This is a genomic window from Roseateles sp. L2-2, assembly GCF_050613215.1.
Taxonomy (GTDB): Bacteria; Pseudomonadota; Gammaproteobacteria; order Burkholderiales; family Burkholderiaceae_C; genus Roseateles; species Roseateles noduli.
Genome location: NZ_CP192509.1, coordinates 4,897,076 through 4,920,951, shown reverse-complemented (window position 1 = coordinate 4,920,951; position 23,876 = coordinate 4,897,076). Strand labels below are relative to the sequence as shown.

The 23,876-nt window shown below is 69.9% G+C and carries 20 protein-coding genes; 11 read left to right on the top strand and 9 right to left on the bottom strand.

Annotated features, from left to right (window positions below; translation table 11 throughout):
* Positions 1–44: 44 nt before the first annotated feature.
* The 6 genes from ACQZ13_RS21930 to rraA all read left to right on the top strand — a co-directional run bounded on the left by ACQZ13_RS21930 (position 45) and on the right by rraA (position 5,080).
* Entirely contained in the window at positions 45–1,310 is a 1,266-nt protein-coding gene (locus ACQZ13_RS21930) for an MFS transporter (RefSeq protein WP_431048072.1), read from the top strand.
* A gap of 184 nt (positions 1,311–1,494) precedes the next feature.
* Complete coding sequence (locus tag ACQZ13_RS21925) at positions 1,495–1,968, top strand: Panacea domain-containing protein (RefSeq protein WP_431048071.1); 474 nt, start codon at positions 1,495–1,497, stop codon at positions 1,966–1,968.
* Complete coding sequence (locus ACQZ13_RS21920; protein ID WP_431048070.1) at positions 1,965–2,435, top strand: hypothetical protein; 471 nt, start codon at positions 1,965–1,967, stop codon at positions 2,433–2,435. Before ACQZ13_RS21925 ends, ACQZ13_RS21920 begins: the two co-directional genes overlap by 4 nt.
* A gap of 112 nt (positions 2,436–2,547) precedes the next feature.
* Complete coding sequence (locus ACQZ13_RS21915) at positions 2,548–4,272, top strand: thiamine pyrophosphate-binding protein (protein WP_431048069.1); 1,725 nt, start codon at positions 2,548–2,550, stop codon at positions 4,270–4,272.
* 36 nt (positions 4,273–4,308) lie between these two features.
* Positions 4,309–4,539: an RNA-binding S4 domain-containing protein gene (locus tag ACQZ13_RS21910; protein ID WP_431048068.1), complete on the top strand. Its 231-nt coding sequence runs from the start codon at positions 4,309–4,311 to the stop codon at positions 4,537–4,539.
* Between the two features lie 4 nt (positions 4,540–4,543).
* Complete coding sequence (rraA, locus tag ACQZ13_RS21905) at positions 4,544–5,080, top strand: ribonuclease E activity regulator RraA (protein WP_431048067.1); 537 nt, start codon at positions 4,544–4,546, stop codon at positions 5,078–5,080.
* A 33-nt stretch (positions 5,081–5,113) separates the two neighbouring features.
* Here rraA and ACQZ13_RS21900 read toward each other — a convergent pair whose 3' ends face one another.
* From ACQZ13_RS21900 to mfd, 6 genes are all read right to left on the bottom strand, one after another.
* A complete protein-coding gene (locus ACQZ13_RS21900; protein ID WP_431048066.1) occupies positions 5,114–5,953 on the bottom strand; it encodes a hypothetical protein in 840 nt (279 codons plus the stop codon).
* A gap of 102 nt (positions 5,954–6,055) precedes the next feature.
* Positions 6,056–7,894 (bottom strand): putative bifunctional diguanylate cyclase/phosphodiesterase, encoded by a 1,839-nt coding sequence (locus tag ACQZ13_RS21895; protein WP_431048065.1) that lies wholly within the window; start codon positions 7,892–7,894, stop codon positions 6,056–6,058.
* Between the two features lie 55 nt (positions 7,895–7,949).
* The gene (serB, locus tag ACQZ13_RS21890; RefSeq protein ID WP_431048064.1) at positions 7,950–8,672 is read right to left on the bottom strand and encodes a phosphoserine phosphatase SerB; all 723 of its coding nucleotides are present in this window, start codon (positions 8,670–8,672) and stop codon (positions 7,950–7,952) included.
* Positions 8,673–8,799: 127 nt separating this feature from the next.
* Entirely contained in the window at positions 8,800–9,381 is a 582-nt protein-coding gene (locus ACQZ13_RS21885; protein ID WP_431048063.1) for a PIN domain-containing protein, read from the bottom strand.
* On the bottom strand, positions 9,368–9,787 hold the full coding sequence (locus ACQZ13_RS21880; RefSeq protein WP_431048062.1) for a hypothetical protein: 420 nt from the start codon (positions 9,785–9,787) through the stop codon (positions 9,368–9,370). Before ACQZ13_RS21880 ends, ACQZ13_RS21885 begins: the two co-directional genes overlap by 14 nt.
* 183 nt (positions 9,788–9,970) lie before the next feature.
* The gene (gene mfd, locus ACQZ13_RS21875; RefSeq protein ID WP_431048061.1) at positions 9,971–13,438 is read right to left on the bottom strand and encodes a transcription-repair coupling factor; all 3,468 of its coding nucleotides are present in this window, start codon (positions 13,436–13,438) and stop codon (positions 9,971–9,973) included.
* Positions 13,439–13,715: 277 nt separating this feature from the next.
* Between mfd and ACQZ13_RS21870 the strand changes: the two genes are divergently transcribed.
* Positions 13,716–16,610, top strand: coding sequence for a filamentous hemagglutinin N-terminal domain-containing protein (locus ACQZ13_RS21870; protein ID WP_431048060.1), 2,895 nt, complete (start codon positions 13,716–13,718; stop codon positions 16,608–16,610).
* A gap of 311 nt (positions 16,611–16,921) precedes the next feature.
* Complete coding sequence (locus ACQZ13_RS21865) at positions 16,922–18,391, top strand: ShlB/FhaC/HecB family hemolysin secretion/activation protein (RefSeq protein WP_431048059.1); 1,470 nt, start codon at positions 16,922–16,924, stop codon at positions 18,389–18,391.
* Between the two features lie 30 nt (positions 18,392–18,421).
* Here ACQZ13_RS21865 and ACQZ13_RS21860 read toward each other — a convergent pair whose 3' ends face one another.
* Complete coding sequence (locus ACQZ13_RS21860) at positions 18,422–19,480, bottom strand: RNA methyltransferase (RefSeq protein ID WP_431048058.1); 1,059 nt, start codon at positions 19,478–19,480, stop codon at positions 18,422–18,424.
* A 175-nt stretch (positions 19,481–19,655) separates the two neighbouring features.
* Here ACQZ13_RS21860 and ispD point away from each other — a divergent pair, with 175 nt between their 5' ends.
* The 3 genes from ispD (at position 19,656) to ispF (ending at position 21,720) form a co-directional block, all read left to right on the top strand.
* Positions 19,656–20,405: a 2-C-methyl-D-erythritol 4-phosphate cytidylyltransferase gene (ispD, locus tag ACQZ13_RS21855; RefSeq protein WP_431048057.1), complete on the top strand. Its 750-nt coding sequence runs from the start codon at positions 19,656–19,658 to the stop codon at positions 20,403–20,405.
* The gene (map, locus tag ACQZ13_RS21850) at positions 20,402–21,157 is read left to right on the top strand and encodes a type I methionyl aminopeptidase (RefSeq protein ID WP_431048056.1); all 756 of its coding nucleotides are present in this window, start codon (positions 20,402–20,404) and stop codon (positions 21,155–21,157) included. Before ispD ends, map begins: the two co-directional genes overlap by 4 nt.
* Before the next feature lie 71 nt (positions 21,158–21,228).
* Entirely contained in the window at positions 21,229–21,720 is a 492-nt protein-coding gene (gene ispF, locus ACQZ13_RS21845) for a 2-C-methyl-D-erythritol 2,4-cyclodiphosphate synthase (protein ID WP_431048055.1), read from the top strand.
* A gap of 78 nt (positions 21,721–21,798) precedes the next feature.
* Here ispF and ACQZ13_RS21840 read toward each other — a convergent pair whose 3' ends face one another.
* Together ACQZ13_RS21840 and ompR are read right to left on the bottom strand one after the other, a co-directional pair.
* Positions 21,799–23,124, bottom strand: coding sequence for an ATP-binding protein (locus tag ACQZ13_RS21840; RefSeq protein WP_088405158.1), 1,326 nt, complete (start codon positions 23,122–23,124; stop codon positions 21,799–21,801).
* Between the two features lie 4 nt (positions 23,125–23,128).
* Complete coding sequence (gene ompR, locus ACQZ13_RS21835; RefSeq protein WP_088405159.1) at positions 23,129–23,857, bottom strand: osmolarity response regulator transcription factor OmpR; 729 nt, start codon at positions 23,855–23,857, stop codon at positions 23,129–23,131.
* Positions 23,858–23,876: the final 19 nt, after the last annotated feature.

Here is a 23,876-nt window from a genome sequence, read left to right as displayed (position 1 = left end):
GGCTATCGTAATCCCGACGTGAAGGCCCTGTCACCATTCCGTCCATGAACACCGCCACCACCACCGTCGACGCGGCCGGCCTGTCGCCGAACCCCGAACAGAGCGCCGCACAGAGCCGGACACGGGACATCCAGACCATCAGCCTGATCGGTCTGGCGCACGGCACCTCGCATTTCTTCCACATGCTGCTGCCGCCGCTGTTCCCGGTGTTCATGCGGGAGTTCGGGCTGAGCTATTCGGAGCTGGGCCTGCTGGTGACGATCTTCTTCGTGATCTCGGGCGTGGGGCAGGCGCTGTCGGGTTTCCTGGTCGACAAGACGGGCGCGCGGCCGGTGCTGTTCGCAGCGTTGAGCTGCTTCGTGCTGGCGTCGCTGGCGGCGGGCACGGCGCAGGGCTTCGCGGGGCTGGCGCTGGCCGCGGCGCTGGCGGGCCTGGGCAACTCGCCCTTCCACCCGGTGGACTTCACGATCCTGAACAAGCGCGTGTCGCAGCAGCGGCTGGGCCATGCGTTCTCGGTGCACGGCATCACCGGCAATCTGGGCTGGGCCGCGGCGCCGGTGCTGCTGATCTGGATGCACCAGGCGACCGGTGAATGGCGCCTGGGCTACGTGGCGACGGCGGCGTGGGCGCTGTTCGTGATCGCGCTGCTCGTCTTCAAGCGCGACGCGATCGACGACACGCAGGGGTCCTGGGGCCATGAGAAGGCCGGCGCGGCCAAGGCGCCGGTCGACGAGCATCCGATGGCCTTCCTGAAGCTGCCGTCGGTGTGGCTGTGCTTCTCGTTCTTCTTCTTCACGACCTCGGCGCTGAGCGCGATCCAGAGCTTCGCGTCGCCGGCGCTGTCGGCGATGTACGGCGTGAGCCTGGCGAGCACCGCCTTCGTCGTGACCGGCTACATGCTGGCGGGCGCGGCGGGGATGATCGTGGGCGGCTTCCTGGTGGCGAAGTCGCAGAACCTGGAGCGCAACATCGCCGGCGCGATGTTCGTCGCCGCGGCGCTGCTGGCGCTGACGGCCACGGGCTGGCTGCCGGCGACGGCGGCGCTGATCGCCGCGGCGACGGCGGGCTTCGGCACCGGCCTGGCCGGCCCGTCGCGCGACATGCTGATCAAGCGCGCCGCGCCGCCCGGGGCGACCGGTCGCGTCTACGGCACGGTGTACTCGGGACTGGACACAGGCTTCGCGGTGGCGGCGCCGATCTTCGGCGCGCTGATGGACCGCCACTGGAACAACGCCGTGTTCTTCGGCGCGTCGTTCGCGCTGCTGCTCGGTATCGGCGCGGCGAGCCTGGTGCGGCAGGGGAAGCGCTGACACCCCTCAGGGGGAAGTCAATCCGAGGTGTCGGATGACTGAAATCTGTGGTCACCCGACGCCGTCATAACGATCGAGGTGGGTCCCGGAACTTGCATCGCATCGCCCGCGCAACAGTGCGGCGACCTTCGTTTGCAGCGGCATGCAGCGGATCTAGAGTCATTCGCTCTGGAGGTTGCCGACCATGCCGTATTCCCCTGCGATCGTTGCCAATGCCGTGCTCCACCTCGCCAAGCAGCGGGGGCTTTCCGTGAGCCATCTGAAACTTCAGAAGCTGGTTTTCTTCACGCATGCGTGGAGTCTGGCCATCCAAGGCCTTCCTGCCGTCGACGAGCGTCCGGAGGCGTGGGAGTACGGGCCGGTCTTCAATTCGTTGTACTACCGGCTCAAAGGGAGTGGCCACGATGCGATCACGTCGCTCATCGAAACCGTCGATGCTCAGACCAATGCTTTCGCTGCCCTGATTCCATCGCCTGTCGATGCGACCTTCTGGCGCATTCTGGATCAGGTCATGGACCGGTACGGATCGTTCACCCCTTCCCAACTTTCCACGCTGAGTCACGAGCCAGGCGGTCCTTGGGAGCAGGCGAGGAGCTCAAAGCAGGCGATCATTTCCGACGAGTCCGTGCGGCAGTTCTACAGGGGGATGCTGCAATGATCGACCTCCTCCAGCAGGGAATGCCCCCGGTGCCCCCGATCGTCGCACCCTCGACCGATGCTCCGGTGTCGACCGAAGTCCAGAAATTCGACCCCACGGTCCTCGACTACAAGATCAAGCGGGCCGGAACTTTCGGCGGTCTGAGCATTGCGTGCGTGCTGTACTTGGTCGGTGTCCTCGTCATCTTGAAGCTCATGGGAATCTGGCCTTTCAACTGCACCCCGGTGGCCGAGGTGACATCCACCTTGTCTCGTGTGGTCGAGTGCACCAATGTTGCGATTGGCGAAGGCGCCTGGCATGGCGTCGCCGGCGTCATGCTTGCGCTCTTTTCAGTGCCGACGGTGCTCCTGATCGCGATCCTGCGGACCGCGTCGGCGAAGAGGGACCCGTTGCCGGACAGCGTTTATTCGACCGCGGCCAACAAGCTGGCTTCGGCGCTGGAACGAGTGCTCGAGCCGAAGAAGTAGCCCTGGCAACACTTGACCCCGCCAGCCCCTGCAGCGCAAGTCGCATCCGCGCCGCAACAGGGGACATCCCGCCCGCTTGCAATGGCGGAGCCGCTCGCTACAGTCGTCCGTCATGGATCAGCACCGCACCGTCAGCCGCCCCGCCGGGCACGTCCTCGTCGAGGCCCTGATCGAGCAAGGCATCAGCGAGGTCTTCGGAGTGCCAGGGGAGAGCTACCTCGCGGTCCTCGACGGCTTCCATGAGCACCGCGAGCGCATCCGCTTCATCGGCTGCCGGCAGGAAGGCGGCGCCGCCTTCATGGCCGATGCGCAGGGCAAGCTGACCGGCCGCCCCGGCGTGTGCTTCGTGACGCGCGGTCCCGGCGCCACCAACGCCAGCATCGGCCTGCACACGGCCTTCCAGGATTCGACGCCGATGATCCTGTTCATCGGGCAGGTGGCGTCCGACCAGCGCGATCGCGAAGCCTTCCAGGAAGTCGATTACCGCCAGATGTTCGGCCCGGGCACGCTGGGCATGGCCAAGTGGGTCGGCGAGGTGCACGACCCGCATCGCCTGCCCGAATACGTCGCGCGCGCGTTCCACACCGCGATGCAGGGACGACCCGGCCCGGTCGTGCTGGTGCTGCCCGAGGACATGCTCACGCAGCTCACCGACGCGCCGGTGCTGCCGCGCGCCAAGCCCGCCGTGGCCTGGCCGGCGCCGGCGGATCTCGTCGAGCTGCAGGCCCGGCTCGAAGGCGCGCAGCGGCCCTTCGTCATCGCCGGCGGCGGCGGCTGGACCGCCGAAGCCTGCGCCGCGCTGCAGGACTTCGCCCATGCCTGGCAGGTGCCGGTCGGCTGCGCCTTCCGCTTCCAGGACCTCTACGACAACCGCGACCCGCTGTACGCGGGCGACGTCGGCATCGGCATCAACCCGGCGCTCGCCAAACGCATCGTCGAAGCCGACCTCGTCATCGCGATCGGCCCGCGCCTGGGCGAGATGACCACCGGCGGCTACACGCTGCTCAAGGCACCGCGTCCCGCGCAGCAGCTGGTGCACATCCACGCCGGCGCCGAGGAACTGGGCCGCGTCTATGCGGCGGACCAGATGATCCAGGCCAGCATGAGCGGCGCCGCGCTGGCACTGCAGCAGTTGCGCCCGCCGGTCGACCTCGAGGAACTGCCGTGGTTGCAGTGGTCGCGCGACGCGCATGCCGACTACCAACGCAACCAGCAGGCGCTGCCCGTCGGACCGATGGATCTGGCCGAGGTCATCCATCTGCTGGACCGGCTGCTGCCGGCGGAAACCATCTTCACCAACGGCGCCGGCAACTACAGCGGCTGGCTGCATCGCTTCCACCGCTACACGGCGCTGCATCAGGGCGGCCGCACCCAGCTCGCGCCGACCAGCGGCGCGATGGGCTACGGCTTCCCGGCCGCCGTCGCCGCGGCGCTGCTGCAGCGCGAGCGCTGGGTCGTCAACATCGCCGGGGACGGCGACTTCCTGATGACCGGCCAGGAGATGTCCACCGCGATGGCGCACGGCGCGCGCCGGCTGATCTGCCTGGTGGTCGACAACGGCAGCTACGGCACCATCCGCATGCACCAGGAGCGCGAGTACCCCGGCCGCGTCAGCGGCAGCGATCTGCACAACCCCGACTTCGCCGCCCTCGCGGGCGCCTATGGCTGGCTGGCCTTCACCGCGGCCCGCACCGAGGATGTCGAGCCCGCGCTCCGTCAGGCGCTCTCGTCCCAGGTCCCCACGCTGATCCACCTGAAGCTGCCGGTGGAGATCTCCACCTCGCGGGCGACGCTCAGCAGCATCCGCGAAGCCGCGTTGAAGCGGAAGTCCCCGTGACATCGACGGCTGCCGCCTCTGACGGAGAATGGCACCATGTCTGAAGCCATTCCCTTCGCCCTGCGCGGCGAGTACATCGAACTCGACAAGCTGCTCAAGGCCACCTCGCTGGCCAGCAGCGGCGGCGAGGCCCGGCACTTCATCTCCGAGGGCCAGGTGCGCGTCGACGGTCAGGTCGATCTGCGCAAGACCGCCAAGATCCGCGCCGGTCAGGTGGTGGAGTTCAACGGTGAACGCATCGAGATCCTGAACGACCCGGAGGAGTGACCCGATGACCAGTCCCAGCGCCTCGACCCGCGCCGCGATCCGTTTCTCGACCTGCGATCTCTGCGATTCGCTGAAGGCCGATACCAGCGGCGATACGCGCTGGCTGCCGGGCAGCCGGTATCGCAGCTACGGCGGCCATGCACGTTTCGCCGGCCCCGTGGCGACGGTGCGCTGCCTGGACGACAACTCGCAGGTCAAGGCCGCGGTCGAAAGCTTCGGCGCTGGCCGCGTGCTGGTCGTCGATGGCGGCGGCTCGCTGCGGCGCTCGCTGGTCGGCGGCAACCTCGCCGTCAGCGCGGCGAAGAACGGCTGGGCCGGCGTGCTGGTCCACGGTGCCGTGCGCGATCTGGAAGAGCTGCGCGCGGCCCAGGTCGGCCTCTTCGCGCTGGGCCATGTGCCGATGCCGACCGAACGCCGCGAGCAGGGTCTCTCGGACGTGCCCGTTCAGATCGACGGCGTCTGGATCCGCCCCGGTGACTGGCTGTATGCCGACGAGGACGGCGTCGTCGTCACGCCCAAGCCCGTGCACGCGGCCGGCTGACCGGAAGCGGTCGCCGGGACGGCGTCGCGCGGGTCAGATCGAACGCGAGCGCCTGGGCGCCAGCGACGGCAGCGACGGCAGGCGCCGGATGAGCGCTTCGCAGGACGACTGGATCCTCTGCAGGGTGCGCTGGCGGAGCTGCTTCGACGATGGGGCTGTCGAGCCGCGCGCGGCCTCATGGGCGAACGCGGCAGGCTCCCTCCGCGGAACCAGCGCTTCAGGGGACGACGGTCGGGAGTTGTCCGTGCCGCTCGCCGTCCAGTTGGCGAGCCGGTAGGCGACCGCGTCGTTGCGTGTGCACGCGTGCAGCGAGGCTTCAACCATCGACAAGGTCCGCGCGGCCCTGTCTTCAGGCCACTGGGGGCGCCCCGGCGGCCAAGTCCGCCTTGGCCGCGTATTGCATGCGGCTTGCCATGCGAGCGCATTGGCAGGCAGGTCCTCCGTGCCGCAGGCGACCAGCTTCACACCGGCGGGACTCATCACCCGGGACAGCGTGGGCAGGTCCGCGATGACGGTTCTCAGATGACGACCGAGGGCGGCGTTGATCGGTGCCGTCCCGCCCGGGGACCAGAGGAGGAGTCCCTCCAGGGCGGGCAGGCCCAGCATCAGCGTATGGATCGCGGAGACCGGGCAGTGCGACGGCAAGGCCACGAAGCGCGCCTCCTCGCAGTGTGTCAACCAGAATGAAGGAATCTCCTCGAAGGCGGCGGGCGCGAAGCGCCGCAGGTCGACATGAGGATGGGCGCAATCCCAGAGCTCGCTCACGATGTCCGCAGCGACGGCACTGAGGTCGTCGAATCGGGTGGGCGGCCGGTTTCTCGCCGCGGTAGGCTCAGAAGTCGGGAGGAGGGGCGACGATGCGATCGGATGCATGAAGGTTCGAGAGAAGAGGACGCGCATCAGTCGTCGAGACATACCGGCCGTTCGGTCGGCACCGACCCTCGTGTCCGGTCGCCCTTCAGATCCGGCCGACCCTCAGACCCGAGCGGCCATCCATCCGGCCAGCGCCTCGGCCGCCATCGGCCGCCCGAACAGCCAACCCTGCGCCGCGTCGCAGCCCATGGCCACGAGGATGTCGCGCTGTCCCTCGGTCTCGACGCCTTCCGCGACCACCGTGAGCCCCAGCGAACGTCCGATGCCGATCACTGCGCTGGCCAGCGCGCGATCGTCGGCGTCCTGCTCAAGGTCGCGCACGAAACTCTTGTCCAGCTTGAGCTCGGTCACCGGCAGGCGCTTGAGGTAGCTCAGGCTCGAGTAGCCGGTGCCGAAGTCGTCCACCGACACCCCCACGCCCATCTCGTGCAACTGCTGCAGCTGTTCGCGGGGGCGGCTGGTGTCGTCGAGCATCAGGCGTTCGGTGACTTCCAGCGTCAGGTCGCTCGCCGCCAACCCGTGCTTCGCGAGCAGGGCTCGCGCGTGCGCGGCGACGTCGTCCTGGTGGAAGCGTTGCGGCGAGACGTTGACCGACAGGCCCGGCACCGCCGTCCCGTCGGCGCGCCAGCGCGCCAGTTGCGCGCAGGACTGCGCCAGCACCCAGGCGTCCAGCGCATTGATCAGGCCGCTCTCCTCGGCGACCGGGATGAAACGGTCCGGCGGCACCCAGCCGCGTTCGGCGTCGTGCCAGCGCAGCAGCGCCTCGACGCCCACCAGCGCGCGGTCGGTCAGCCGGACCTTGGGCTGGTAGTGCAGCTGCAGCAGCTGGTTGGACAGCGCATGGCGCAAGGCCGCCTCGATGTCGAGCCGCTCGTCCAGCGCCTGGTTCATCGCGTGCAGGAAGAAGCGGGCGCAGTCGCGGCCGGCACGTTTGGCCTCGTACATCGCGATGTCGGCGTTCTTCAGCAATTGGTCGAGGTCGAGGCCGTCCCGCGGATAGGCGCACACGCCGATGCTGGCGGTCATCTGCACCCGGGCGTGGCTGCCGTCCAGCGGGATGGGGGCCTCCAGCGCCGTGCGCAGTTTGCCGGCGACATGCATCGCGTCTTCCGCCGAACAGCCCGGCAGCAGCACGACGAACTCGTCGCCGCCCAGTCGCGCCAGCGTGTCGCTGTCGCGCAGCGAGGCCAGCAGGCGCGCGGAGATGTGCTTGAGCACCTGGTCGCCGACCGCGTGCCCCAGCGAATCGTTGACGGTCTTGAAGCGGTCGATGTCCAGCAGCAGCAGCGCCGCCGGTGCCTCGGTGCGCGCGGCCTGCATCAGCGTCTGCCGGGCGCGGTCGGCCAGCAGCGTGCGGTTGGGCAGGCCGGTGACGCCGTCGAAGTAGGCCAGGCGCTCGATCTCGCGCTGGTGGCGGTCGTGCATGAAGGCGATCTGGCACAGCTGCGTGCAGGCCTGCACCATGCGGCGGTGGAAGGGCGCCGCGGCGCGCGGTTCGCGGTAGTACAGCGCAAAGGTCGCCACGACCAGGTCGCTGCCGAGCAGGATGGGCGTCGACCAGCACGCGTGCAGGCCGTGCGGCAGCGCCAGGTCGCGGAAGTCGGCCCACAGCGGATCGGTGGCGATGTCGGTCACCTCGACCGGCTGGCGGCGCCAGGCGGCGGTGCCGCAGGAGCCGGCCGCCGGACCGATCTGGAAGCCCTCCAGCGCGCCGCTGAACGAGGCCGGCAGGCTGGGCGCGGCCAGCGGATGCACGCGGCCGTCCTCGTCCACCGTCAGCACGGAGCAGATTACCTCCGGCGCCAACGCCTCCACGGCGCGGCACAGCAAGTCCATGACCGCCGCCAGCGGGCGGCCGAGCGCGACGGCTTCCAGCACGTCGCGCTGCAGGTGGTCGATGTCGGCCTGCTCGTCCGTTCTTGTCGCGTGCTGTTCTCGCATCGCTGCTCCCTGTATCCCGGAAGCATCGCAGGCCCGACGCCTGTCGGCAAGGTCCTCAGCGCAACACGGTCAGCAGCCGTTCCAGGCCGCCGTCGTTGATGGCGACCATCGCCTGCTCGCGGACCTTGGGCTTGGCGTGGTATGCGACCGAGAGGCCGGCAGCGCCCATCATCGGCAGGTCGTTGGCGCCGTCGCCGACGGCGATGCACTGCGCGGGCGAGGCACCGATGCGTTCGGCGCAGGTCAGCATCATGCGGCGCTTCTCTTCGCCGTCGCAGATGTCGCCCCAGTCCTGCATCACGAGGCCGCCGGTCAGGCGGCCGTCGACGATCTCCAGCTCGTTGCTGCGGACGAAGTCCATGCCGAGCTCGGCGGCGACGAAACGCGTGAAGTAGGTGAAGCCGCCGGAGACCAGCACCAGCTTCAGGCCGGCGGTCTTGAGCGCGGCGCAGAGTTCGCGCGCACCGGGGTTGAAGGTGAGCCGCTCGCGCAGCACCTGCGCCAGCGCGTCCTCACCGACGCCCTTCAGCAGCGCGAGGCGGCGGCGCAAGCTGTCCTTGAAGTCGGTGATCTCACCGCGCATGGCGGCCTCGGTGATCGCGGCGACCTCGGCCTTGCGGCCGGCGGCGGCGGCGATCTCGTCGATGCACTCGATAGCGATCAGCGTCGAGTCCATGTCGAACGCGGCGAGCTTGAAGTCGCTCAGCGCCAGCGGCGGCGTGAAGCCTTGCAGGACGAGCGGGGAAAGCGGGGCCGGGGAGGTCGACGAGGAGGTCATGCGGACGGTGCGGGCAGGTGAGGCAGGGTCTTGAATGTGGAAGGCCCCGCCGATGATCACCTTGATCAGTCTCGGCGATCAGTCGGCGGGGACGGGCGGGAGCTTAGCGCACTCGCCCAGGCACGCCTCAGCGCGCATGAGAGGAGGCGTAACCGACGGCCGGTGAACGAGACATCCACACCGCTGATGCCGGAGCCGGGGCTGAGCGCGTCGCGCCCCAACGCGATGCGTATGCCGCGATCGGCTCGGCGACTCCGAGCGTCGGGCGCTTGCCAGCTTCTTCCGGTGCCAGCCAGTTCTCCAGCTTGAGCCCTTCTACGCGCTCGAAGCCCCGATCGTTGCTGATCAGGGTCGCGCCCAGCGCCATGGCGTGCGCGGCGATGGCGACGTCGAACTGCTGGAGCGGTTCGCCACAGCGCTCGAGCCGCGCCAGGATGCAGGCATAGAGATCAGAGAACCACAGATCCGGCCTCAGATATTCGACATGGATGCCACGCATCAGTTCGTGCAATTGCCGCTCCTTGCGCGGAGAAGGGTTCTTCTCAAGACCGGCGAAGATCTCCGCCTGGACGATCACACTGATGGCGACTCGCCCCCGCAGCGCGTCGAAGCGCTCTTGGCAGCAAAGGCGGCGCGCCTTCTCCGGCGGCTCCATCAGGCAGCTCACGATGTTGGTGTCAAGCATGTACAGCGGTTCAGCAAGCGGCATGATGCGTCTCCCAGGCTTCGTAGCGCGCGCGGCGAATGAGATCCTCTTCAGGACCGTCCCCCCAATCGTCGAGGCCACCCACTCGGCCCCGCACCGGCTTGCCGTAGTTCTCCGGCAGATAGGGGCAGGTCTCGCAACCCTCACGGGCATGCACCATGACGCGCTGGTACCGCTTGCTCTCGCAGAGCGTGCGGACGAACGGGTCCGGATCATTGACGCGGTCGTCCGGCGGCAGGTGCGGGCAGGCGAGGCAGGTCCTCGCGTACTCGCGCCCCCGGTACTTGCCCGCGATCTCGGCATCGCGCGCGGCCTCCCAGGCGTCGTCTTCCGCTTGTTCTCGCGCGAGGCGGGCGGCCAGCGATTCGATGGGTTGGCCCGTCGTTGAGAGGGGCAGGTGTTGATGCATCGGCATCTCCAGAAGTTGAGAAGCCATCAGTCTAGGAAGCGGTTCCTCCGCCGTCATTGACTCGAACTGGTGGACGTGCCGGTCGTCTTCCAGCAATTCAAGTGAGGGCCAGTCACTTCTCCGGATTGCCATGGAAAACGGCGGCCGGAGCCGCCGTTTCAACACTGCCAGGCGGACCTTCGATCAGGCCTGCGCCACCGGCGCGCCGAGCAGCCTCAGCACCTCGCGCACGGCCTGTGCGCGATCCTTCGGATCGGTGAGCGCCTTGTCGATGCGCAGCTTCTCGTTGCCCACCAGCTTGATGTTGCGGTTCTTCTGCACCAGCTCGATGACCCGCATCGGATCGATCGGCGGATTGGGGCGGAAGTTGATGTTGATGACACTGGGCGCCGCGTCGATCTTCATCACGCCGTAGGGCTTGGCCAGCACGCGCAGCCGGTGCGTGTCGAACAGCGTCTGCCCCTGCGCGGGCAGCTTGCCGAAGCGGTCGGTGATCTCCTCGAGCATCGCGTCGATCTGCTCGGCACGGTCCGCCGTCGCCAGCCGCTTGTACAGCGACAGCCGCTGGTGCACGTCGCCGCAGTAGGCGTCGGGCAGCAGCGCGGGCGCGTGCAGGTTGATCTCGGTGGTCGCCGACAGGGGGCTGAGCAGGTCCGGCTCGCGGCCGGCCTTGAGCGAACGCACGGCCTCCGACAGCATCTCGTTGTAGAGCTGGAAACCGACCTCCATCATGTTGCCGCTCTGGTGCTCGCCGAGCACCTCGCCGGCGCCGCGGATCTCCAGGTCGTGCATGGCGAGGTAGAAGCCCGAGCCCAGTTCCTCCATCGCCTGGATCGCCTCCAGCCGCTGCGCCGCCTGCTTGGTCAGGCCCTCGACGTCCGGGACCATCAGGTAGGCGTAGGCCTGGTGATGGGAGCGGCCGACGCGTCCGCGCAGCTGGTGCAGCTGCGCCAGGCCGAACTTGTCGGCGCGGCTGATGACGATGGTGTTGGCGCTGGGCACGTCGATGCCGGTCTCGATGATGGTCGAGCACAGCAGCACGTTGTGCTTGCCGCCGACGAACTCGCGCATCACGCGTTCCAGCTCGCGCTCGGGCATCTGGCCGTGGGCGACGACGATGCGCGCCTCCGGCAGCAGCTCCTCGAGCTTCATGCGCCGGTTCTCGATGGTCTCGACCTCGTTGTGCAGGAAGTAGACCTGGCCGCCGCGCTTGAGCTCGCGCAGGATGGCCTCGCGGATGGTGCCGCTGGTCTCGCTGCGCACGAAGGTCTTGATCGCCAGGCGCCGCTGCGGCGCGGTGGCGATGACGCTCAGGTCGCGCAGGCCCTCCAGCGCCATGCCCAGCGTGCGCGGGATCGGCGTGGCGGTCAGCGTCAGCACGTCGACCTCCGCGCGCATCGCCTTCATCGCCTCCTTGTGGCGCACGCCGAAGCGGTGCTCCTCGTCGATCACCAGCAACCCCAGGCGCTTGAACTTGACGTCGGCCGACAGCAGCTTGTGGGTGCCGATGACGATGTCGATCGAGCCGTCGGCCAGGCCTTCCATCGCCGCCTTGATCTCCTTGGCGGAACGGAAGCGGCTCATCTCGGCGACCTTCACCGGCCAGCGGCCGAAGCGGTCGGCGATGTTCTGGTAATGCTGCTCAGCCAGCAGCGTGGTCGGTGCCAGCAGCGCGACCTGCTTGCCGCCCATCACCGCGACGAAGGCGGCGCGTAGCGCCACCTCGGTCTTGCCGAAGCCCACGTCGCCGCACACCAGCCGGTCCATCGGCTTGGGGCTGATCATGTCCTGGATGACGGCGTGGATCGCGGCGCGCTGGTCGGGCGTCTCCTCGAAGCCGAAGCTCGCGGCGAAGGCCTCGTAGTCGTGCGGCGAGTAGCGGAAGGCATGGCCCTCGCGCGCGGCGCGGCGGGCGTAGAGGTTGAGCAGCTCGGCCGCGGTGTCGCGGACCTGCTCCGCCGCCTTGCGCTTGGCCTTGTCCCACTGGCCCGAGCCGAGGCGGTGCAGCGGCGCTTCCTCGGCGCTGACGCCGGTGTAGCGGCTGATCAGGTGCAGCTGCGCGACCGGCACGTACAGCGTGGCCTTGTCGGCGTACTCCAGGTGCAGGAATTCGCTGGGGCCGTCGCCCAGGTCGATGTTGATCAGGCCCAGGTAGCGGCCGATGCCGTGGTTGGTGTGCACCACCGGATCGCCGACCTTGAGTTCGGACAGGTCCTTGATCAGCGCGTTGACGTCGCTGACCTGCTCCTGCTTGCGGCGCCGGCGCGTGGTGGGCGTGGTCGCGAAGAGCTCGGTCTCGGTGAAGAGCTGGATCTGGCGGCCTTCGTCCGGTTCGAACCAGAAGAAGCCCGCGGCCAGCGGCGCGGCGGTGATCGCGAAGCGCTCGTCCTTGTTCGCCTCGAACTCGGCGAGGTCCTTCACCGACGGCGGATCGATCTTGTTGTCCCGCAGCAGTTCGAGCAGGCTCTCGCGGCGGCCTTCGCTCTCCGCGAGCAGCAGCACGCGGAAGTCGGTGGACTTCAGGTGCGCGGCCAGCCGCGCGAGCGGTTCCTGCGCGCCGCGCTCGACGCTGACGTCGGGCAGCGGACGCGCGTAGTCGACGGCCTCGTGGCCGCGCACGGCCAGCACCGCGTGGCGGTGCGTCGCGGTGAAGAACTCCTCGGGCCGCAGGAAGATCTCCTCGGGCGCGAGGATGGGCCGGTCGGGATCGTGCTGCAGGAAGCGGTGGCGCTCGCGCGTGTCGGTCCAGTAGCGCTGCAGCGCCTCGTCGACCTCGCCGTGCAGCACCAGGCCCGCCTCGGCGCTCACGTAGTCGAACACGCTGGCGACCTCGTCGAAGAACAGCGGCAGGTAGTACTCGATGCCGCCGGTGGCCAGACCCGTGTCGATGTCCTTGTAGATGCGCGACTTGGTCGGGTCGCCGTCCATCTTCTCGCGCCAGCGCGCGCGGAAGGCCTTGCGCGAGGCCTCGTCCATCGGGAATTCGCGCCCGGGCAGCAGGCGGACTTCCGGCACCGGGTACAGCGAGCGCTGCGAGTCCGGATCGAACACGCGGATCGAGTCCACCTCGTCGCCGAACAGGTCCACGCGGTAGGGCACCAGCGAGCCCATCGGGTAGAGGTCGATCAGGCCGCCGCGCACGGCGTACTCGCCGGGCGAGACCACCTGGCTGACGTGCTGGTAGCCGCCCAGCGTCAGCTGGCGCTTGAGGCCGGCCTCGTCCAGGCGCTGCTTCTGGCGGAAGTTGAAGGTGGTCGCGGCGAGGAAGGACGGCGGCGCCAGCCGCGTCAGCGCGGTGGTGGCGGGCAGCAGCACGACGTCGAGGTCGCGCTCGGCCACCGGCTTCCCGTTCGCCTGCAGCAGCCGCCACAGCGTGGCCAGCCGTTCGGAGATCAGGTCCTGGTGCGGGCTGAAGCTGTCATACGGCAGCGTCTCCCAGTCGGGGAAGACGGCCACGCGCAGCTCGGGCGCGAAGAACTTGAGCTCGTCCTCCAGGCGCTGCGTGTCGCCGGGCTCGGCGGTGACGACCAGCGTGAGGCGGCCGGCCGCCTGCTGCTGCCGGGCGAAGCGGGCGAGCAGCAGCGCGTCGGCGGAGCCGGTGGGGCGGGGCAGGGTGAAGCGTTTGCCGGGAGAGATCGTGGACAGCTGCATGGCGCACAAATGAGAACAGCCCCGGGAAGGGGCGCGGGGGAATTGTAGGGAGCCCGGCGCGACACGGCGTGACAGCAGCGGCAAGGGCATCGGACTAGGGCCGCATCGCGACGCTGCCCGGGAGCAGTCGGCGTACCCGGCGCCCGGTTCCTGATGCATTCCAGGAGAGACGCCGCGCGTCGAGGTCGGTGGCGGCGCCGCGGGGGCGAAGCGAGGCGATAGGCGGGAAGACCGGCGCTTTGAAGAATGACGGTTTTCCATCGAGCACCTTCCAGACATGCGCAGTGCATTCATCGCCGCAGCGGCGACGACCGGCCGGTCGTCGCGCCGGGTCGCGGCCTCTCCCTTCCCTCCCGGCCTCCCCGGCCGCCGGCGGTGTGCCCTGGCCGGCGCGGCATGGCTGGCCTGCCTGGCGTTCCAGCCGCACGCGCAGGGACAGTCCCCCGCAGCACCGCTGACGCCGCCGGACCCGAAGGCGGTGCCGTTGTGGCAAGAGCTCACATCCGGCCAGGCCAGACTGGAGCCGCCCACGGAAGCGCGTCTGGTGATCGTCCAGGGCAGCGAGCGCGCCGCGATCACGTGGAAGTCGTTCGACATCGGCAAGGACGCCTCCGTCGAGTTCGTGCAACCCGGCGCGTCGTCCGTCGTCGTCAACCGGATCCTGAGCGGGTCGCCCACCTGGGTGGACGGGCGTCTGACGGCCAACGGGAAGGTCTTCCTGCTCAACGAGCACGGCATGACGATAGGCTTCGGTGCGCACGTCAACGTGGCCGGGTTGGCCGTGTCGACGGCCAGGCAGGCGGAGGGCCTCTGGCAAGACCTGAACGACACTGACCTGCGGCAGCAGGAACGCGACGGCGCCGACCTGCGTGTCGACGGCTTGTTGAGGATGAAGGAAGGCGGGATCGCCATCCTGCAGGGCGGGCGGATCGACCTTGATGGCAGCATCCAGTCGCCGGGCGGGCGCGTCTGGATACGCGGGCAGGACGTCGCTATCGGCAACGGCGCTGAGATCAATCTCGGCGCTTCCGGTGCGACTGCGCCGGGAAGCATCGATGTCGAGGCCTCCGGAGCGCTCCAGGTCGTCTCGCCGCTGCAGGTCGGCGCTGAAAAGGCCGGCGGCGGCAGCGTCAGGCTGCGCGGAGAGACGGTCGACGTCGGCAAAATCATCGTGGACAGCGCGGAGCGGGACGGTGGAACGATTGAAGTCACCGGCCGCAAGGGGGTGAGCACGAGCTCGACATTGACCGCAGCCGGCGATCGCGACGGGGGGCGCATCACGGTGTCGGCCTCCGACGGGGTGATCGCGGTCGGGGCGGAGGCCGGCTTCGTAGTGAAAGGCGGGCATCAGGGCGGAACCGTGACCTTGTCCGGCCAGGCGATCGACTGGCCGGACATGGGCGTCCGGGGAGCGATCGACGCGGACGGCGTGACCCGGGGCGGGCAGGTCACGCTGGACGCCAGGGACGCGACGACTCCCCTGCCCTTGCGGGTCCCAGGACGGGCCGAGATCACCGCGCGCGCGGTCTCAGGCGCTGGCGGACGCGTGACGATGAGGTCGGCCGCAGGCATGGCGCTCGGGGATCGGGTCAATCTGAGGGTCGGTTCACGTGTCGCGGGCGCGGCGGGCGCCATCGAACTGTCGACGCAGTCCGGCCCCCTGCCAACGCCGTACCTCGATTTCGGTGTGATGCGGGGCGGGCAGCTTCATCTCGGCGCCCAGGCGTGGGAAGTCGGGGAGGGTGAACCGTCCCGGCGCGGCGGTCTGCTTCCCGACCTCGGGGACGGGCCCGTGCACCTGAAGGCGACGCAGCTGTCGACCTGGCTCGATGACGGGCGCGCCGTTCAACTGACGGCAGTCGGGAAGATCGACGTGACGCGTCCCGTCGTCACCCGGGACGAGGATGCCGGCGGCCTCTCGCTGATCGCCCGCGACATCCGGTTGGCTGCGTCCATCGAACGCGCGTCGGGCGACCTCGTGCTGACGGGGGCCGGTCGCGCGGGCATCGTCGGTAACGTCGAGATGTCGCCGGGTGCGGCGATCCACGCGCCCAAGTCCCAGGTGTCCTTCGTCCTGCCGGCGCCCAGCGAGTTCCAGCACGAGTCGGGGGGCCGTCTGACCCTGGGCGTGGTGAAGGCCGACAGGCTCGACATCGATGTCGGGGGCGCGTCGCTCGACTTCCGGGTGGCCGACAAGGACTATGACGGCGGTACGCGGGCAGTCATCGAGCGCCAGACCCTTCGTGACATCGTGCTGCTGCCGGAGAGCAACCTGAGAGCGATCGTCGAAGCGGCGTTCGTCGACAAGCACGCGGGCGAGAACAAGCTGGCGACGGCCAAGATCTGGCTCACCGGCTACGACGGCGATGAGCGGGCGCAAGTGCCGCAGCATGAGATCGTCCAGAACTTCGGCGATACCGAGCAGCGCCGTCGTCGGGGGTGGGAGACGGTGGCCGCGATCAAGCCGCTGCCGCTGACGGTGGCGGGCCGGTCCACGCCGAAGGCGTACGACGGCACGCGCGTGGCCGCCGTGACCCTGTCCCTGTCGCCACCGCTGCCCGGCGACGAGGTCGGGGTCGAGCACGGTGATGCGTTGTTCGACGACGCGAATCCCGGGAGCGACAAGGCGATCACGGTGAACGATGTGCGCCTGACCGGGGTGGATGGTCGCAACTATGCGGTCCCCGCCACCGTGATTGCGCGCGACGGGCACATCGACGCCGAGATGCCGAGACCGCCCGAGCCGAAGGAACCGACGGAGCCGACGACACCGACGACACCGACGACACCGACGACACCGACGACACCGTCCGAGCCGAAGGAACCGTCGCGGCCAACGACCCCGACAGAGCCAACGCCAACGCCAACGCCAACGCCAACGCCAACGCCAACGCCGAAGCAACCTTCGACACCGACGGAGCGGCTGCAATCCCGCATCCCCATGCAGCGGCTCACACCGGCGCAGACCGCGTTGCCGGCCAGGGCCGCTGTGACTGTCGCCGGTTGCGGACCGACGTCGATCTGCACGCATGTGCTGCGCGAGTTCCGTCCGCCGGGCCGTCCTTGCGAGGAACGAGCGCTCGAGTCGCTGCTGAAGCCGCCGGCGTCGCCGCTGACGGTGCATGGCGGCACCTGTCCGGCCAAGGACGCCATGGGCGACGTCGCGCCGTGACGCGACGCCGTCATCCGCCGCGCGCCCTCTCTTTCCGCTCCTCTTTCCGCTTCTCTTTCCCGTTCTTGTCCATGCATCCATCGCATCTCCCGTGGCCGCTGGTGCCCCGACCGCTCCGACGTGCGCGGAGGGTCCGCCCGCGTGCCGCCGGTGCACTCGCCGCCGTCGGCATGGCGTTCTGCGCCGCCGCGCCCTGGAGCGTCGGGGCCCACGCGGCCGACGCGTCGTCGGCGGCACCGATGTCACCCATGGCGCCGACGGCCCGGGAGGTCATGCGCCTCACCAGGGAGAACGACCGCAGTCGAGCCTCCGTGTCGAACCCGCCGCGCCTGCGCATCGAAGGCCTGCGCGTGCTGGATGCCGACACCGTGGCTCAGCACTGGCAGGCGGCGCTGGACCGCCGGTCGGATGCCGCCGCGGTCGAGGCCGTGGTGCGCGGCGTGGAGCGGCAGGTCCGCGCAGCCGGGCGGCCGTTCGCACGGGCCTATGTCCCGGCGGACGGAAGAACGGCCAGCGAGCTTCGCGTGGTGGTCGTGGAGGGGCGCTACGGTCGCGTGGACCTGCGCGGCGGTGCGGCGCGCGAGGCGGCGGCGTGGTTCGACGCCGTCCGGCCGGGGCGGCCCATCGGCGATGAACTCGAGCAGCAGGTGCAGGCCTTGTCGCGGCTGCCCGGCGTCTCGATCGACGCGGGCCTGGGACCGGGCGACGAGGTCGGCGAGGGCGACGTGGACCTGCGCGTGGAGCAGGCGCAACGCTGGAGCCTGGACCTGCGGGCCGACAACCATGGCAACCGTTACGCCGGCCGCGAGCGCGGCAGCGTGGCGGGTCACGTGAACGGGCTGCTGCTCTTCGGCGACCGGCTGACGGCCAGTGCCGGCGCCAACAGCGGCAAGGGCTGGGACGGCGCCGCGGCCTACCAGGTGCCGCTGGGCGTGCGCGGCACGCGGGTCGCGATGACGGCCAGCCGGCATCACTACGAACTCGGCGGCGAGTTCGCGGCGCTCGGTGCGCAGGGCCTGGTCGATGCGGTAGGGGTGATGGCCGTCGTCCCCCTGACGACGAAGGGCCCGGGGCGGCTGACCTGGCAGATCGGCGTGGAAGGGCGCCGCATGCTCAATGAGCAGAAGGCGGTGTCGCTGGGGGATTCGCGCCGCGCGATCGCGTTGACGACGGGCCTGCAGGCGGTGCTTTACCCCTGGGCGGGCGCGGCGGCCTGGGGCGGCGCGTGGATGGAGATGGGCGACATGCGCCTGCGCGATGCCGACGCGGCGGCCTTCGATGCCGCGGGCGCGCGTTCGGCGGGGGAGTACCTCGTGCTGTCCGCTGACGCGGCGCTGCTCCGGCAGTGGGGCGCCTGGGGACTGCTGCTGCGCGCCAGCGGGCAGATCGCGGACAGGAACCTGGACCCCTCGAAGAAGTTCTCGCTGGGTGGCGCGCGCAGCGTGCGCGCATGGCCGCTGGGGGAGACCTCCGGCGATCACGGCGTGCTGGCGCAGATGGAGTGGCGCTACCGGTGGAAGGCTCTGGAGCCGTTCGGCTTCGTCGACGCGGGACGGGTGAAGTTCAGCCACACGCCGCGGACCATCCCCGCCGGCGCGAAGGCGTTGCCGCAGGGGCGGATGCTCGCGGGCGCGGGCCTCGGCCTGCGCTGGCGGCACGGTCCGTGGAGCGCCGAAGGCACGGCGGGATGGCGCCTCGGGTCGATGCTGCAGCGGACCTCGGTGTCGGATCCGAAGGCGCGCGCGCCGCAGGTGTGGGTGAGCGTGACGTATGCGCTGTGAGTGCCGCGAGGCGCGGGTCGGCCTCGGCGCTCAGCCCGCCGGTGCGATGGGAATCGAGCGGCGGGCCTCCCGCATCGACAGCGGCGGCGTCTCCCGGCTGCGCGCACGCAACTGCCCGCAGCCGCCTTCCACGTCCTGTCCGGCCGAGTCCCGCAGCTTCGTCAGCACGCCGCGCTGGTGCAGCCGGCGGGCGATGTCGCGGGCCTTGTCCCAGCCGGGGCGCACGTAGGGCAGTGCCGGCACGCTGTTGTACGGGATCATGTTCAGCACGCCGTAGCGGCCCTTGAGCAGCTCGACGATGCCGTCGAGCTCGTCCTCGCCGTCGTTCACGCCGTCGATCAGCGTCCACTGGTACTGGATCGGGTAGCCGGTCTCGCGGGCGTAGCGCTCGCCAGCCTCGACGAGCTCGCGCGGGGTGAGGCGCGGCGCGCGTGGCAGCAGTTCGCGGCGCAGTTCGGGTTTGGTCGTGTGCAGCGAGAGCGCCAGCGCCGGCTTCACCGGCCCGGCAGCCAGGCGCTCGAACGCGCGCAGGTCGCCGACCGTCGAGAACACCAGGTTCTTGTGGCCGAGGTTGCCTTCGAGCCCCAGCAGCTCGATCGCCTCCATCACCGCTTCCAGGTTGTGCGAGGGCTCGCCCATGCCCATGAAGACGACCTTCTTCACCGCCCGCTCGCGCCGCGCGAGCGCCACCTGCGCGACGATCTCGGCGCTGGTGACCTGGCGCAGCAGCCCGTCCTTGCCGGTCATGCAGAAGCGGCAGCCCACCGCGCAGCCGACCTGGCTGGACACGCACAGGCCGTCGCGCGGCAGCAGCACGCTCTCGACGGTCTGGCCGTCCTGCAGGCCCACGAGCAGACGGGCAGAGCCGTCTTCGCCGGGGTGCCGCTCGATGAGCCTGGCCAGGCCGTGCAGCTCGTCCATGAGCGCGGGCAGCGCCTCGCGCACGGCCTGCGGCAGGTAGTGCTCCAGCTTGCGCCGGCCTTCGGTCAGCGGCCGGGCCTGGACCCAGTGGCGCAGCACGCGCCCCGCGTGCGCCTCGTTGGCGCCTAGCGCGCTCAGGCGGCGGTGGATGTCGGCGATGGCGAACACGGCATTCGGAGCAGGGAGGTTGAAGGGGGGGAGTTTCGCCGATCGGGTCGGAGCCCCTGCGTCTCGATACTTCCACCGCCGCTGGCCCTCACCCCCCGCCCTCTCCCGCGGTGCGGGAGAGGGAGTTCATGCCGGGACCGGCGCGCTTCTGCAAGGCGCTCCCTACAATCGCGCCATGAGTTCCTTTCCCATCGGTCTCACGCCGCGCTGCTTCGCGCTGGTGCCGGCCGCGGGCGTCGGCAGCCGTTCCGGCGCCGACCGCCCCAAGCAATATGTCCCGCTCGCCGGCCGCGCCATGATCGCGCACACGCTCGCGGCGCTAGGCGCCGTGCCGCGCATCGAGGCGACGCTGGTCGTGCTCTCGCCCGAGGACGACCAGTTCGAGTCCGCCGTCCCCAGCTTCGAGGGCGAGCGCGGCTGGATCGCGCGCACCGGCGGCGCGACGCGCGCCGACACGGTCGCCGCCGGACTGCAGGACCTCCGCGAGCGCGGCGCCCAGCCGCACGACTGGGTGCTGGTGCACGACGCCGCGCGCTGCCTGCTCCGCCCCGAATGGGTCGAGGCGCTGATCGCGGCCTGCGACGACGACGAGGTCGGCGGCCTGCTCGCCCTGCCCGTGGCCGACACGCTCAAGGACGCCGCGGCCGCGAGCCCGGGCACCGACCCCGGCGCGGCGCCGTCCCTGCGCGTCGCCGCCACCGTCGACCGCCGCGGCAAGTGGGCCGCGCAGACGCCGCAGATGTTCCGCCTCGGCTTGCTGATGCCCGCACTGGCCGGCCCGCTGGACGGCATCACCGACGAGGCCAGCGCGATCGAGGCCCTCGGCCACGCGCCGCGTCTGGTCGAGGCGTCCATGGAAAACTTCAAGGTCACCTATCCCGCCGACTTCGCGTTGGCCGAACGCCTGCTGAGGAGCCGCGCATGACTGTCGAATCCGATGACGATATCCAGGGCCTGAAGGCCGCCGGCGAGGCCGTCGCCACCGTGCTGCGCCGCATGCTGGACGCGATCCGCCCCGGCATGACCACGCTGGAGCTCGACCAGATGGGCGAGCGCTGGCTGACGGAATTCGGCGCCAAGTCCGCGCCGCGCGTGATGTACAACTTCCCCGGCGCCACCTGCATCTCGATCAACGAGCAGGCCGCGCACGGCATCCCCGGCGACCGCGTGATCCAGAAGGGCGACGTCGTCAACGTCGACGTCTCGGCCGAGCTCAACGGCTACTTCGGCGACACCGGCGGCACGCGCATCGTCCCGCCGACGACGCCCACCAAGACGCAGCTGGTCTTCGCCGCGCAGTACGCGCTCGAACAGGCGATGAAGGAAGTGAAGACCGGTGCGCGGCTCAACCGCATCGGCCACGCGATCGAACGCGTCGCCAGGGGCCACAAGTTCAAGATCATCGAGAACCTCTGCAGCCACGGCGTGGGCCGCTCGCTGCACGAGGAGCCCAAGAGCATCCCCGGCTACTACGACGCCAACGACACCCGCGTGCTCTCCGAGGGCATGGTGATCACCATCGAGCCCTTCCTCTCGACCAAGAGCCGCTGGGTCGACGAGGAGGCCGACGGCTGGACCCTCTCCGGCGTCAAGGGCAACCTGTCCGCGCAGTTCGAGCACACGATGATCGTCACCCGCAACGGGCCGATCGTCGTGACGAACGCGCTGCCGCACTGAGCGCCGGTGCTTCCTGAAGGCTGCCTGATCTCCTCGACCCGCCGGCTTCACGGCCTCACATCGACATCCTCATGGTTCTGAATTTCCGCATCGGCGAGGGGTGGGACACCCACCAGCTCGTCACCGGCCGCCCGCTGATCCTGGGCGGCATCACGGTCCCGCACACGCACGGCCTGCTGGGCCACTCGGACGCGGACGCGCTCGCGCATGCGATCACCGATGCGCTGCTCGGCGCCGCCGCGCTGGGCGACATCGGCAAGCTGTTCCCCGACACCGCCGCCGAGTTCAAGGGCGCCGATTCGATGGTGCTGCTCGCCGAGGCCTACCGGCGCGTGAAGGACCTGGGCTGGGTGATCGGCAACCTCGACAGCACCATCATTGCGCAGCAGCCCAAGATGGCGCCGCACATCCCGCTGATGCGCCAGCGCCTGGCGGAGGTACTCGGCATCGCCGCCGAGCAGATCAACGTCAAGGCGAAGACGGCCGAGAAGATGGGACCGGTCGGGGAGCTCAAGGCGATCGAGGCGCGCGCGGTGTGCCTGCTGGTGCGCTCCTCCGACTGAGCTGCTCGGTCGTACTCCCTCTCCCGCTTGCGGGAGAGGGTGGGGGTGAGGGCCAGCGGCGGTGGAAGTGCCGAAGCGTCAAACGCTGGCGCGCTTGAGCCGCAGCTGCGCGACGAACCCGCTGTCGTCGGCATTCGCGAGCCGCAGCTGCGCGCCCAGGCGCTGCACCGACTTCTCGACGATCGCCAGGCCCAGGCCCGCGCCGGTCGCCGCCGTGCGCGCCGTGTCGCCGCGGTAGAACGGCGTCGTGAGCTTCGCGAGCTTGTCCGGCGGCACGCCGGGCCCGTGATCGCGCACCGTCAGCAGCACCCAGGCGCTGTCGGCCTCGGCGGTGACTTCCACGCGGGTCGGCTCGTCGCCGTGGTGGCCGTAGCGGCGCGCGTTCTCGAACAGGTTCAGCAGGATGCGGCCCAGCTCGGTCGGATCCGTCCAGATGCGCAGCGCCGCGGACAGCCGCACGCTGATCTGGATCTGCTGCGGATCGCGGAAGCCCTGCGCCTCGCGCTCCACCAGCTCGCGCAGGTTGAGCGCCTGCAGCTGCAGCTCGCTCGGACGCGCGTAGTCCATGAACTTGTTGATGATGGCGTCGAGCTGATCGATGTCCTGCGCGATGTAGGTCCGCGCCTGCTCGTCGTTGACGCTCATCTCCGCTTCCAGCCGCAGCCGCGCCAGCGGCGTGCGCAGGTCGTGCGAGATGCCGGCCAGCATCACGCTGCGGTCCTCTTCCATCTTGGCGAGCTCGCGCGCCATCCGGTTGAAGCCCATGTTGACCTCGCGGATCTCGCTGGTCAGCGTGCTCTCGTCCAGGCGCGAGTCGTACTCGCCCTCGCGGATGCGGCTGGCGGCGATCGACAGCTCGCGCAGCGGCTGGTTGATCAGGCGTGCGATGGCCGCCGCGCCCAGCAGCGACGCGCCCAGCGCGATCGCGATCCACCACCAGTTGCTGGACATGTTGGCCTGCAGCGGCGCCGCGTTGGTCTGCAGCCAGAACTGGTCCGGACCGACGTCGAATCTCACCCACAGCCCCGGCACGCCGTTCAGGCCGCTCGCCAGCACCGTCTGCGGCCCGAGCCGCGAGACCAGCTCCTTGCGCAGCCGCTGCGCAAAGGGCGAGTTCTCGTAGGGCAGCCAGCGGTCGGTCGCCTCGGCGACCTCCACGGACACGGCCTCGCTGCGCGCCAACGACTTCACCACCGCCACGCGGTTGATCGCGTCGGTGCTGGTCAGCGCCACGCGCGACAGGTTCACCAGGCCGGCCAGCTGCTGCGCCGCCTCCAGGGCCTTGGGTTCGGCCTCCAGGGCCTTGAAGGTCTGCTGCCACGCCAGCACGCCGGCCGCCAGCAACAGCGCCAGCAGCGCGAACGTGCGCCAGAACAGGTTCAGCGCCAGACGCGGGGGAGCCACGGGATCAGGCCGCCTCGTCCGGAACGAACACGTAGCCCACGCCCCATACGGTCTGGATGAAGCGCGGTTGCGCCGGATCCTCTTCCAGCAGCTTGCGCAGGCGCGAGACCTGCACGTCCAGGCTGCGGTCGAAGGGCTCGAACTCGCGGCCGCGGGCCAGCATCGCCAGCTTGTCGCGCGACAGCGGCTGGCGCGGATGGCGCACCAGGGCCTTCAGCATCGAGAACTCGCCGGTGGTCAGCGGCACCGGATCGCCGTTCTTGGCCAGGCGGCGCAGCGCCAGGTCGAACTCGAACGGGCCGAACTGGACCGTCATCGGTTCCTTGGACGGCGCGCCCGGGGCTTCCGGCGGCGGACGGCGGCGCAGCACCGCGTTGATGCGGGCCAGCAGTTCGCGCGGGTTGAAGGGCTTGGCCAGGTAGTCGTCGGCGCCGACTTCGAGGCCGACGATCCGGTCCACTTCCTCGACCTTGGCGGTCAGCATGATGATCGGCGTGTTGTCGCCCGCGGCGCGCAGCCGTCGGCAGATCGACAGGCCGTCCTCGCCGGGCAGCATGAGGTCCAGGACGATCAGGTCCACGGTCTCGCGCGTCAGCTGCTTGTTGAGCGCCTTGCTGTCTTCGGCCAGGAGGACTTCGAATCCCTCCTGGGCAAGATAGCGGCGCAGGAGGTCGCGGATGCGGGCATCGTCATCCACGACCAGGACACGGTTGGGGCGGGTTGTGGTTTGCATGGCGGCCACTCCGGAATTT

Bases quoted from the DNA above. Each gene is read 5' to 3' on its own strand.
- ACQZ13_RS21930 (WP_431048072.1), top strand. From the start codon at position 45: ATGAACACCGCCACCACCACCGTCGACGCGGCCGGCCTGTCGCCGAAC.
- ACQZ13_RS21925 (WP_431048071.1), top strand. From the start codon at position 1,495: ATGCCGTATTCCCCTGCGATCGTTGCCAATGCCGTGCTCCACCTCGCC.
- ACQZ13_RS21920 (WP_431048070.1), top strand. From the start codon at position 1,965: ATGATCGACCTCCTCCAGCAGGGAATGCCCCCGGTGCCCCCGATCGTC.
- ACQZ13_RS21915 (WP_431048069.1), top strand. From the start codon at position 2,548: ATGGATCAGCACCGCACCGTCAGCCGCCCCGCCGGGCACGTCCTCGTC.
- ACQZ13_RS21910 (WP_431048068.1), top strand. From the start codon at position 4,309: ATGTCTGAAGCCATTCCCTTCGCCCTGCGCGGCGAGTACATCGAACTC.
- rraA (WP_431048067.1), top strand. From the start codon at position 4,544: ATGACCAGTCCCAGCGCCTCGACCCGCGCCGCGATCCGTTTCTCGACC.
- ACQZ13_RS21900 (WP_431048066.1), bottom strand. From the start codon at position 5,953: ATGCATCCGATCGCATCGTCGCCCCTCCTCCCGACTTCTGAGCCTACC.
- ACQZ13_RS21895 (WP_431048065.1), bottom strand. From the start codon at position 7,894: ATGCGAGAACAGCACGCGACAAGAACGGACGAGCAGGCCGACATCGAC.
- serB (WP_431048064.1), bottom strand. From the start codon at position 8,672: ATGACCTCCTCGTCGACCTCCCCGGCCCCGCTTTCCCCGCTCGTCCTG.
- ACQZ13_RS21885 (WP_431048063.1), bottom strand. From the start codon at position 9,381: ATGCCGCTTGCTGAACCGCTGTACATGCTTGACACCAACATCGTGAGC.
- ACQZ13_RS21880 (WP_431048062.1), bottom strand. From the start codon at position 9,787: ATGCATCAACACCTGCCCCTCTCAACGACGGGCCAACCCATCGAATCG.
- mfd (WP_431048061.1), bottom strand. From the start codon at position 13,438: ATGCAGCTGTCCACGATCTCTCCCGGCAAACGCTTCACCCTGCCCCGC.
- ACQZ13_RS21870 (WP_431048060.1), top strand. From the start codon at position 13,716: ATGCGCAGTGCATTCATCGCCGCAGCGGCGACGACCGGCCGGTCGTCG.
- ispD (WP_431048057.1), top strand. From the start codon at position 19,656: ATGAGTTCCTTTCCCATCGGTCTCACGCCGCGCTGCTTCGCGCTGGTG.
- map (WP_431048056.1), top strand. From the start codon at position 20,402: ATGACTGTCGAATCCGATGACGATATCCAGGGCCTGAAGGCCGCCGGC.
- ispF (WP_431048055.1), top strand. From the start codon at position 21,229: ATGGTTCTGAATTTCCGCATCGGCGAGGGGTGGGACACCCACCAGCTC.
- ompR (WP_088405159.1), bottom strand. From the start codon at position 23,857: ATGCAAACCACAACCCGCCCCAACCGTGTCCTGGTCGTGGATGACGAT.